Annotated in this window: 9 protein-coding genes; 4 read left to right on the forward strand and 5 right to left on the reverse strand. The window is 65.9% G+C overall.

Features of this window, described 5'->3' with window-relative positions; all coding sequences use genetic code 11:
• Positions 1-100: 100 nt before the first annotated feature.
• Complete coding sequence (locus tag AAFP05_RS11370) at positions 101-1021, reverse strand: ketopantoate reductase family protein (RefSeq protein WP_341729967.1); 921 nt, start codon at positions 1019-1021, stop codon at positions 101-103.
• A gap of 29 nt (positions 1022-1050) precedes the next feature.
• Positions 1051-1698 (reverse strand): NUDIX hydrolase, encoded by a 648-nt coding sequence (locus AAFP05_RS11375; protein ID WP_341729968.1) that lies wholly within the window; start codon positions 1696-1698, stop codon positions 1051-1053.
• Positions 1699-2056: 358 nt separating this feature from the next.
• Between AAFP05_RS11375 and AAFP05_RS11380 the strand changes: the two genes are divergently transcribed.
• Positions 2057-4318 carry an AAA family ATPase gene (locus tag AAFP05_RS11380; protein ID WP_341729969.1) on the forward strand — a complete coding sequence of 754 codons (2262 nt, stop codon included), beginning with the start codon at positions 2057-2059 and terminating at the stop codon, positions 4316-4318.
• Here the strand turns inward: AAFP05_RS11380 and AAFP05_RS11385 are convergent.
• Positions 4227-5141: a methylenetetrahydrofolate reductase gene (locus AAFP05_RS11385; RefSeq protein ID WP_341729970.1), complete on the reverse strand. Its 915-nt coding sequence runs from the start codon at positions 5139-5141 to the stop codon at positions 4227-4229. The genes AAFP05_RS11380 and AAFP05_RS11385 overlap by 92 nt on opposite strands.
• Before the next feature lie 71 nt (positions 5142-5212).
• Here AAFP05_RS11385 and AAFP05_RS11390 point away from each other — a divergent pair, with 71 nt between their 5' ends.
• Positions 5213-6304, forward strand: coding sequence for a polyprenyl synthetase family protein (locus AAFP05_RS11390; protein WP_341729971.1), 1092 nt, complete (start codon positions 5213-5215; stop codon positions 6302-6304).
• 33 nt (positions 6305-6337) lie between these two features.
• Here AAFP05_RS11390 and AAFP05_RS11395 read toward each other — a convergent pair whose 3' ends face one another.
• Positions 6338-6883 carry a CPBP family intramembrane glutamic endopeptidase gene (locus AAFP05_RS11395; protein ID WP_341729972.1) on the reverse strand — a complete coding sequence of 182 codons (546 nt, stop codon included), beginning with the start codon at positions 6881-6883 and terminating at the stop codon, positions 6338-6340.
• A 34-nt stretch (positions 6884-6917) separates the two neighbouring features.
• Here AAFP05_RS11395 and AAFP05_RS11400 point away from each other — a divergent pair, with 34 nt between their 5' ends.
• Positions 6918-7805, forward strand: a complete 888-nt coding sequence (locus AAFP05_RS11400; RefSeq protein WP_341729973.1) for a serine hydrolase domain-containing protein — start codon at positions 6918-6920, stop codon at positions 7803-7805.
• A 27-nt stretch (positions 7806-7832) separates the two neighbouring features.
• Here AAFP05_RS11400 and AAFP05_RS11405 read toward each other — a convergent pair whose 3' ends face one another.
• Positions 7833-8465, reverse strand: a complete 633-nt coding sequence (locus AAFP05_RS11405) for a hypothetical protein (protein ID WP_341729974.1) — start codon at positions 8463-8465, stop codon at positions 7833-7835.
• A gap of 176 nt (positions 8466-8641) precedes the next feature.
• On the opposite strand from AAFP05_RS11405, the gene AAFP05_RS11410 reads away from it, so the two are divergent.
• Positions 8642-9952 (forward strand): protein kinase, encoded by a 1311-nt coding sequence (locus tag AAFP05_RS11410; protein WP_341729975.1) that lies wholly within the window; start codon positions 8642-8644, stop codon positions 9950-9952.
• Positions 9953-10101 lie beyond the last annotated feature (149 nt).

Raw genomic sequence — 10101 nt, forward strand, 5'->3', positions numbered from 1 at the left:
GCCGCTGTGAATCCGCCTGAACATTCCGGCAGCCGTTGCCAGTTTCGGCAGCCGCATGCCGACGAACACGCCCGGCGAGCCCGCAGGCGGCCAATACTGCTCAGGCGACGCCCCACAACTCGTGTTTGGCCAAGAAGGCTTGCAGCAGTACACGGTTGACCGGGGTATCGATGCCGTAATCTCGCCCGCGCGCCACGACGGCACCAGCGAACTGATCGACCTCGGTTCGGCGGTGCGCCAGCGCGTCCTGGGCCATCGACGTGAAATTCTCGGGTCCGAGACCGCCGATGATGCCGATCATCTGATCGATGTCGCTCTCCGATAGGTTCACGCCGGACGCCTGTGCCACCGCTACGACTTCGCGTTGCGCCGACACCATGAGTTCGCGCGCCGGCCCTTCGGACTGGAAGAGCCGGTACGGCGCTTCCAAGAGCGCCGAGACCTGGTTGACGCCGACATTGAGCAGCAACTTCCACCACAGCGTCCGCGGTGCATCGGGGCTGATCAGGTGCGGAATCCCGAACTCGGTGAGCATTGCGTCCAACCGGCGCACTTCCTCGGTCTGGTGGCCGGGCATCGCATCGCCGAACTCGATCCGTCCCAGGCTCGAGAATCTCACTCCACCGGCGTCGCGTACGGCATCGATGCCCACGCTGACCGCCAGCGGCACGTAGGCCTGTGGATAGGCCGCAGCCAGTTCGTGCTCGCTGGTGATGCCGTTGAGCAGGCTGCAGATGATCGTCCGTTGCCCGATCTGCCCGCGCAACTGTTCGATGGCCTCAGCGAGATCGTGATGCTTGACGGCGACGATCACCAGATCGGCGGGCTCGACGGCTTCGCCGGGTTCGACCACCTCAAAGTCGTACCGTCGTCGGTTCACAGTCACGCCGTCGGAGCGCAGTCGCACAGCCCGCTGCCCCGCCGCTATCACGCGAATCCGGGTCGGCGGTGCTGCGTCCGCGATTTGCGCGGCGTGCGCCGCCCCGATTGCCCCGAGTCCGATGATGCTGACGGTGGTCACGCTGCGTTCCTCCTCTGGAATGGACATGCTTACGCTATCGCGTGTGTTGCTTCGTCCCAGCGCCAGATCTTAGGCGGACGACCACCCGCTGCCGGCGCCAGTCCCGCCTCATGCAGCCCGTCCAGTCTGGCGAGTTCCCGGTTGAGGTTCGCGCGATGGACGCTGCGTCCGGTCAGCTGCGCGGTAATCGCAACCGCATCGGTGGCAGTGAACCGATCACCGGTCAGTGCACGAGTGAACGTCAGGTCGCGCCAGCAAAGCGCGGCCAAGATCTCGCGTCCGGTGACAACGATCGCATCATGGTCAAACGCAAGCCCCATCGCCGAGGACGGCGACTGCCACACAGGTCCGGGCATGCTCAGGGTCTCGGGAGGGTACACGGCCCACATCGCAACCGACAGCGATGGCCCCCGTGGATCGCGCGACGGCTCATCGAATGTCCGCAACTGCCCGAGCGCCCGAGCCGGCGGTGACAGGCCCAGCTTGTCGATAGCCCGGCAAGCAGCGTGGGCCAGCCGTTCGCCGCTTTTCACTATGACCCCCGGCAGCGCAAACTCTCCCTCGAAAGGCGGCGCCGAGCGCCGGTGCAGGCCCAACCGGATCTCGCGGGCCTCGGTGTCGTAACACAATACGAGGACATCGACGCAGACCACACTGAAGATGCTCGCGTCGCTCATCGGGTCGTCCTCACATCAGTCTGCGGTCGCCACGCCGCGAACCGTCAGCTGTGAGTACTACGGGGGCAGGTAGCGCTGTCGCGATTAGCCTAGTCACCTCGGATGGATCGGTGGCCAAAGCCTCGAAATCGGGACGAGCGTCTTGTGCGATCCGGGTGCGAGAGTCCAGGTTGCCCAGGTCGCGGCCGGGGCCGGCAGTCAGTGGCTCGCGCAAACGGGTACCTGCGGCCAAAGCCAAATGGGTAGCAGATCGGATGCACGGGCTCCGGCCGGACATTCCCATAGGACTCATCGATAGGCGTCGCTTGCGCCGGCCGGAGTAAGCTTGTTTCTCCCGGCTTTTTGAGGATGGACGCACTTGACCGAAGAACGCTCCCCCAATGCTAACGAGATCCTTGCCCATGAGATCGCCATCGAGCAGGCTCATGTGGACACGGTCTACCGCTACCTTGCCTCCGCCGCCGAGGCTGCGCGCTCTGCGCAGATCGCAGGACGCGCCAAGTACCTGACCGACCGCGCCGACTGGATGCGAGAAGAAGACGGCACCGCACTGTTCGAACGCGACGCCTTCGCCTATCAGGCCGCCAAGCGGCTGGCCGTTTTGGACGCCGAGCACGAAGGCCTGGTCTTCGGGCGTTTGGACTTCAGCGACGACATCGCAAAGCGCTATGTCGGACGCCTCGGCGTGCGCGACGACGACTATGAACCGCTCGTGATCGATTGGCGTGCCCCAGCCGCCGAGGCGTTCTACCGGGCGACCGCCGCCGATCCGATGGGGGTCTCGCGACGCCGCGTACTGCGCTGCCGAGACGACAAGGTCATCGGCATCGAGGACGACCTGCTCGACGAGCAGGGCAGTTCCGATCTGGTGGTGATCGGCGAGGGCGCCCTGCTGGCGGCACTGCAGCGGGCCCGCGGCCCGCGGATGCGCGATATCGTCGCCACCATCCAGGCTGAACAGGACAAGGCCATCCGTGCCCCCTATCAAGGCGTGACCGTCATCTCGGGCGGCCCCGGCACCGGCAAGACCGTCGTCGCACTGCATCGGGCCGCGTTCTTGCTGTACACCTACCGCAAGCGCATGGAGGCCGGCGGTGTCCTGGTCGTCGGGCCGACCGATCTGTTCATGAGCTACATCGAACGAGTACTGCCGGGGCTGGGCGAAGACTCGGTGACCCTCAAATCGGTCGGCGACCTGGCCACCGATGTACTTGGCTTCGGCAGCCAGCGGACCGACGACGCCGAGGCGGCTCTGCTCAAGGGCAGCCTGCGGATGCTTCCGGTGCTGCGACGCGCGGTGCACGAACCGATGACCCCGGAGAACATCCGGCTACGGGTCAGTGTCAAGGGCGAGATCCTCACTCTCGAAGCAGCCGAGCTCGGCGCCATCCGTCGCGATGTGCTGGCTTCTCACAAGGCGAATCGGGCGCGGCCGGCGGCCGAGAAGGCACTCACCGCTGCGCTCTGGAAGAAGCTGCCGACCGATATCGCCGCGCTGCTCGATCTGTCCCGGGAGGTCTTCGACGAGATTGTCACCTCGCAGGCCAGCTATGCGATGTTCCTGAATGCCTGGTGGCCCACATTGAGCCCCGAGTCGGTGCTCACCCGGCTGGCCGACCCGGCGCTGCTACGCAAGTTCGGCCACAGCGTCCTGGATGCGGACGAGCGACACGTGCTGGCCGACAGCCTCGCGCACGCTCGCGGATTTGTGCCGGAACTCGACCAGCGCCATCCCGACTGGTCGGTCGGCGACATCGCGCTGCTCGATGAACTGGCCGCGATGATCGGTCCCCCGCCGATCGAAGAGGAGACCGATCCGACTCTGTTCCTGGCCGACGGCACCGAGGTCTCCGAGCTGGTCACTCTGGCCGACAGCCTGACGACCAGCCGCGAGGTCGACCCGGACGACGACGATGTGGTCACCCACGCTCACGTACTGGTCGACGAGGCGCAGGACATCACGCCGATGCAGTGGCGGATGCTGCGCCGACGCGGACCACAGGCATCGTGGACGTTGGTAGGAGATCCCGCGCAGAGTTCGTACCCCGATGACGCCGAGACCCGTCGCGCCATGCGAGACCTGATCGGGCGGGGAGCCTCCCGAACCTTCCGATTGTCGACCAACTACCGCTCTCCGGCCGAGATCATGGATCTCGCCGGGCGGGTGATCACCTCGGTCTATCCGGATGCCGATGTGCCCACCTCGGTGCGCCAGACCGGCGTGCGTCCGCTGCTGCTGTCGGTGCCGACCCATCCGCTCGGCGAGCCGTTGGGTCGGGTCATCACCCAGCTGGCGGACGAGGTCGACGGCTCCATCGCGGTGGTCTGCGCCGCAGGACGACTCGGTTCCCTGCGCGACACTGTCAACGCGATGCCGCTTCCCGGCGATGTCAGCGAACGGTTGAGTGTCATGACCGCACTTCAGGTCAAGGGTCTCGAGTTCGACGCGGTGATCGTGATTGCCCCCGACGAGATCGTCCAGCAAACACCCGGCGGCATGCGCGTGCTCTATGTGGCGCTCAGCCGTCCTACTCAGCGGCTGGTGACCGTCGATCTGGCTGATGGTCGGCCCGGAGCGTGGCGAGAATCTCTCGCGTCACCCGCGAACGATTCTGAGTGAAGAAGTGCAGCCCGGGTGCGTGCGCGGCCAGCAGGCGGTCGCACAGCCGGGCAGCGATCTCCACGCCGGCCGCGAGGACCTGCTCCGGATCGTCAGAAACGCTCAGCAGCCGCTCCGCGACCTTCGCAGGGATGTCGGCGCCTGACATCTCGGCGAAGCGTCCGAGCTGCTTGACGCTGGTGACCGGCATGATGCCGGGCATGATCGGCATGCTGCAGCCCGCGCTGCGGGCTCGTCCGACCAACTCGAAGTAGTGGCCGAGATCGAAGAAAAGCTGGGTGACGGCGAATGACGCCCCGGCACGCTGCTTGCCGAGCAGAATCTGAGCGTCCAGCTCGGGTGTCGAGGTGGCGTGGCCGTCGGGGAAGGCCGCGACCCCGATACTGAAATCACCCCGCGAGGCGACCAGCCCGACCAGCTCGGTCGCGCTGTGCAGACCACCCGGATACGGCTCCCAAGGCACCGAAGCGCCGCCCGGCATGTCACCGCGGATCGCCAGGATATTCGTTACGCCGGCATCGCCATAGGCGTCGATGACCGCCTTGAGCTCGTCGACGGTCTGCCCGGTGCAGGTGAGGTGGCCCATCACGGTCAGCTCGGTGCTCGCGATAATCGCCAGCACCGCGTCCAGCGTGCGCTGACGGCTGGAACCGTTGGCGCCATAGGTCACCGACACCCAATCGGGTTCCAGCGGCTCCAATTCGGCGATCGTGCGGGTGAGCAACTGCTGACCGGCCTCGTCCTTGGGCGGAAAGAACTCGAAACTGAAGGTCGGTGCGGAGGCGTTCGCGAGCAGACCGCCGATGGATTCGCGAGAAGACATGCCTGCGATTGTAGTGACGGCCCGGCAGGGATCCGGATACCTCCAGCCGGCCGGACGGTAGCCTGTGCATCATGCGCCTCGATCCGTCTCAGCCCACATCGCAGAGCTTTCGCGACGGTGTCGCCGCGCAGCTCCAGGCCTTCCTGAAGGTCAAGGGCGAGACGCTGGCCGAGGTCTGCCCCGCGTTGACCGACCTGACCGTGGTCGCTGGTGATTTCACCTCGGACGGCAAACGCCTGCGGCCGGCCTTCGCCTACTGGGGCTATGTGGCCACGGCCGGCCCCGACGATGTGCCCGCCGCGATCTGGCCGATGATCAGCGCTTTCGAACTCTTACACGCCGGAATCCTGATGCACGACGACGTCTTGGATGCCGCGCAGGTGCGGCGCGGCCGACCCACGGTGCATCGCCGATTCGAGGCCTGGCACCGCAGGCGCGACGGCAGCGGTGACGCGGCCGGGTTCGGCCGGGCAATGGCCGTCGTGCTGGGTGACGAATTGCTGGTCTGGTCGGACGAACTGGCCTGGGCTGCCGGGTTGGAACCCGAGATCTGGCAGCGGGCCAGCAGGTTCTGGCACCTGGTACGCACTGAGGTCAACAGCGGTCAGGTGCTCGACCTGTGGGCGCAATATCAGATCGCCACCGATGATCGCGCCGGTGCGAAAGAAGTCGCTGAGAGGGTGCTTGAGGAGAAGACCTCCCGGTATACGGTGCAGCGTCCGGTGCAGTTCGGCGCGGCGGCCGGCGGCGCCGACGATGCGGTGCTGGACGGGCTCGGACGTTTCGGTCTGGCGCTCGGGCGGGCTTTCCAGCTTCGCGACGACCTGCTGGGGGTCTTCGCCACCCAGGACCAGACCGGCAAGCCAGCGGCCGGTGATCTGGTCGAGGGCAAACGCACGGTGCTGCTCGCGCTGGCTTTGGCCGGGCTCAGTGGCGCCGACCAGAAGCGACTGGACGATCTCGTCGGACATGGTCTGGACGACGCGCAGGTGGCCGAGGCACAAGAGCTCATCACCTCGTCGGGGGCAGTCGACCAGGTGGAGGAACTGATCGCGGATGACCACGGCACGGCGCTGAGCGCGCTCGACGAGTGTGAACTGACTGAGCCTGGACGCATCGCCTTGACGGAACTGGCCCGCCAATGCGTACAGCGCACCTTCTGAGCGCCGTCTTCAAGTGGTTCTCCGGAGGGTCCCTCAGCCGGCGATCAGGCCGGCCGCGATGTTGACCACCGTGTGGATCATCCCACCGGGAACCAACGTGGCTGTCTTGTCACGAAGCCAACCCAGCAGCCAGCCGGCGGCGAACTGCACCGGCAGTACCGGCCAGGTCCGCAGATCCGCAGTGAGTAACACCAGATGTGGGATGAGGAAGAGCACCGCCTGCAGCAGATTTCCCCAGCCGAAACCGAGACGCCGCATCAACACGCCGCCCAGTAGTCCGCGGAAGAAGATCTCCTCGCCGAACGCCCGCAGCGCCACCCCCAGCGCCGCGCCCACCGAAGCGACCTGCGCCACCGAAACGCCCGGCGCCTGTCGGATGTCGGGCGGAACCAGCTCGATGGCGAGCCAGCCTGTCAGCATGAGCGGCACGAGCAGGGCCAGCGCCCACGCATAAGCCGCTGCCGATCCCCAGCCGATGCCGGCCCTGCCCATCGCAGAACGCAACGTCTTGTCGGGGCCGCGCGATTGCACGATGAGGTAGACAACCGTCGGCAGACTGAGCACGATGAACTCGGCCATGCCGCCACGCTATCGCAGTGGGTAATCAAATGAATTGAAATCAAAAGCCAGTTACACCGTTTTCTTGACGCCGGCCCGTTCCAGTCGTGGCAGTCAATTGCGCTTCCTGAAGGATCGGCAGTTCCGGTACGCAAACGAGAACTACAACCTGCTCAGCCAAATCATCGAAGCAGCAACAGGCGTTCCCTACGGCCAACAGCTCTCAGAACAGATTTTCGCTCCGCTAGGACTTGAGCACTCGTTCGTCGTCGGCCAAGGCCGCGACGCGGAGATCAATCAAGGGCATGTCGGCGTCCTCGGTCACTTCGTTCCGACCAGGTTGACGAACTATGGGCCGAGCTCATGGATACAAACAGCCTCGGGAGCAACGTGTTCTAGTATCGATGGCCCGCTTGGTCCCGAAGGTGACTACGGTTTCGGCTGGATTCACAAGACACTGGACGGCGAAGACATCTTCGTTCACGTGGGCAAAGTGCCCACGCACACCACGGTGTTCGCCCTGATCCCTGAACGCAGCATCGGGATCACGTTGACGGTGAATGCCGGAGACTTCCTGATTGCTACCCCGCTGATTGAAGACCTAGCAGATAGCATCATCCGACAAGTCCTCGGCGAACACTGTGATCCGCCTAAACCTCATGTGCGCGAGTTTCGGCAGATAGTGCTCGGTGGCGGCTACCTCGGCATTGTATGCCTGGGATTGGCCGGGTGGTTCATTCGTGGCAAGAAGGCCGGGAAGGCCGGCTTCCTCGCCTATCATGTGCTGCTCCCATTGACACTTACGGTCGGGTTACGCCACGCCAGCGGAACACCGTACAGCTGGCTCTGGAAATTCGCACCCGCCACGAGTATCACTCTCGGTTTCAGCGCAGCAAACATGATTGCATCAGGAATATGCAAAGCAGCGCATGGAAGGCAGTAGCAAGCTGGCCGAGGTCACCCAAACAACTCACCTGTTGTCGAAGGCTCCGAGGCCGACCTGCTCCATCTCGTCGCGCCACGGCGCATCGAGCAGCTCCCGGTAGCCGCGAACGCCCGCACCGTCGGCCGAGTCGAAGGCCAGTCGTCTGGCGCCCGCCTGCACGGCCGAGCGTCCGGATGCCACCGAGTCCACCATGACGAACCACGGTGTGGACGACGGGTCGACCGGCGGTGCCAGCCAGACGGCACCCGCCACCAGATCGGGCCGGATCACGACGCCATCGATCTGGCCGTCCCCAAGCGCAGTACGCAGCGCGCCCGCGCTATCGGCAACAACAACAGCCAGGCCGGACTGATGTCCTTGTGCTGCCCGGGTGCCGGGCTCCGAGACCACCAGATCGGCCGATGACGTGGCCACCGAACGGGCATCGGCACGCACACCGAGCACCGCTCGCCCGTCCATCGCCTCAAGGCCGGCCCGGTAGCCGATCGTCAGATCGTCCGCGATTGCATCGGGCTGCCAGACCACGATGAGGTCGGCCCGCTGCCGGCACAACTGCCGCACAACGTCTGCCAGCACCCTCGGCTCCGTCTGCAATCCGGTAAAAACCAGGGTTCGGGCCAGTGCAAGTCGGGTCTTCAACCCCATTCGCGCGCTCACGCCACAACCCTAACCAGTAGGGGGACGATCATCCGACCTATCGGCACAAGAGATCGGCAGGCCGACACGACCCGCCCAAGGTGTGTGGTGCAGTGGCGCTGTCCAGCGGACACCTACACTGAATAGCGTCCGCCGCGCGGACTGCATCGACTTCCCCGACGACAGATGGAGCGACCGTGACCAGGAACACCACCGACAAGCTCGTTGGTGATGTGCTGGACGGACGCTACGAAGTGCTGCAGCGGCTCGCCCGTGGCGGCATGGCCACCGTCTACCGCGCCTGGGACCGCCGTTTGGAGCGGATCGTGGCGATCAAGGTCATGCACGACGGCCTGGGCGACGACGCTGATTTCATCGCCAAGTTCGATCGCGAGGCACGCGCGGCCGCCCGGCTGTGCGACGAGAACGTGGTCTCCATCTTCGATCAGGGTTACGACCACGGCCGCCCGTATATCGTGATGGAGTTCGTGGAGGGACCTACGCTGCGTTCGATCATCACCCGCGACGCCCCGATGAGCCCGTTGCGCGCCCTTCAGATGATCGAACCGGTCGCTGCCGCGCTGGCCGTCGCGCACGATGCCGGTCTGGTGCACCGTGACGTGAAGCCGGAGAACGTGCTGATCAGCGACCGCGGCGCCATCAAGGTTGCCGATTTCGGCCTGGCGCGCACGGTCACCTCGCAGACCTCCACCAGTACCCAGGGCCTGCTCATCGGCACCGTCAGCTATCTGCCGCCCGAACTGCTGACCACCGGCAGCGCGCACTCCTGGTCGGACGTCTACTCCACCGGCATCGTCCTTTTCGAGATGCTGACCGGCTCAAAGCCCTACTCCGGCGATGCGCCCATCACCGTCGCGTACCGCCATGTCAACGAGGATGTCCCGCTGCCGTCGGCAGTGCTGGCAGCCAAGCACCCGCAGCAGGCGCGCCGCGAACCGATCCCCGACTATGTGGACGCCCTGGTCGCCTCATGCACCCGTCGCAACACGAGGTCACGACCCGTTGACGGCCGCGAGTTGCTCCGCCGGATCCGCCGTGCCCGCCGGGCGCTCGAACGGGGCGTCACCTCGGACGAGGCTTTGTGTGCCCTGGTCTTCCCTGCGTCCGCCCTGCCGTGGACGCAGGAGGCGACGACCGCTCTAGACCCCGACTCGATGGCGACCTCGGTGCTCGCCGCCCACGCCACCGAGGCCCGATCCTTCGCCCCGGTCACCGTGTCGCAAGCCGGGTCGACGCCGGCGAACCACGTCTTGGCCGCGACATCCACCGATGACAGGCCCACCAGACAGATGCTGCCTGTCAGCGAGAGCGGGCCGCTGCCCGTACCCGCGCAACCGATGGTGGCCGCCGCGCCACCGTCGCCACCGTGGCGCACGACTGGCCAGAACTCACGACCGGCGGGCGGTGGTGGGGGGGGGGGGGCCCCCGCCCCGGCCGGGGGCGACCCCCGGCCGGAGCCCGCCCGCCCCCCCGAGCCCCACCACTAGCACACCCCCACCACACAACACACCACACAACACAACACACAACACAACACACAAACCCCCCCCACAACCCCCCCCACCCACCAAACCCACCGACAACCCACACACCAACCACGACCACGACCACTGCCGCGCGAGGAGAGGGCGCCGCG

This window comes from Brooklawnia sp., from assembly GCF_032229645.1.
Lineage (GTDB): Bacteria > Actinomycetota > Actinomycetes > Propionibacteriales > Propionibacteriaceae > Brooklawnia.

Coding starts and splice junctions, on each gene's coding strand:
- AAFP05_RS11395 (WP_341729972.1), bottom strand. CDS start 6,883: ATGGCCGAGTTCATCGTGCTCAGTCTGCCGACGGTTGTCTACCTCATC.
- AAFP05_RS11390 (WP_341729971.1), top strand. CDS start 5,213: ATGCGCCTCGATCCGTCTCAGCCCACATCGCAGAGCTTTCGCGACGGT.
- AAFP05_RS11385 (WP_341729970.1), bottom strand. CDS start 5,141: ATGTCTTCTCGCGAATCCATCGGCGGTCTGCTCGCGAACGCCTCCGCA.
- AAFP05_RS11375 (WP_341729968.1), bottom strand. CDS start 1,698: ATGAGCGACGCGAGCATCTTCAGTGTGGTCTGCGTCGATGTCCTCGTA.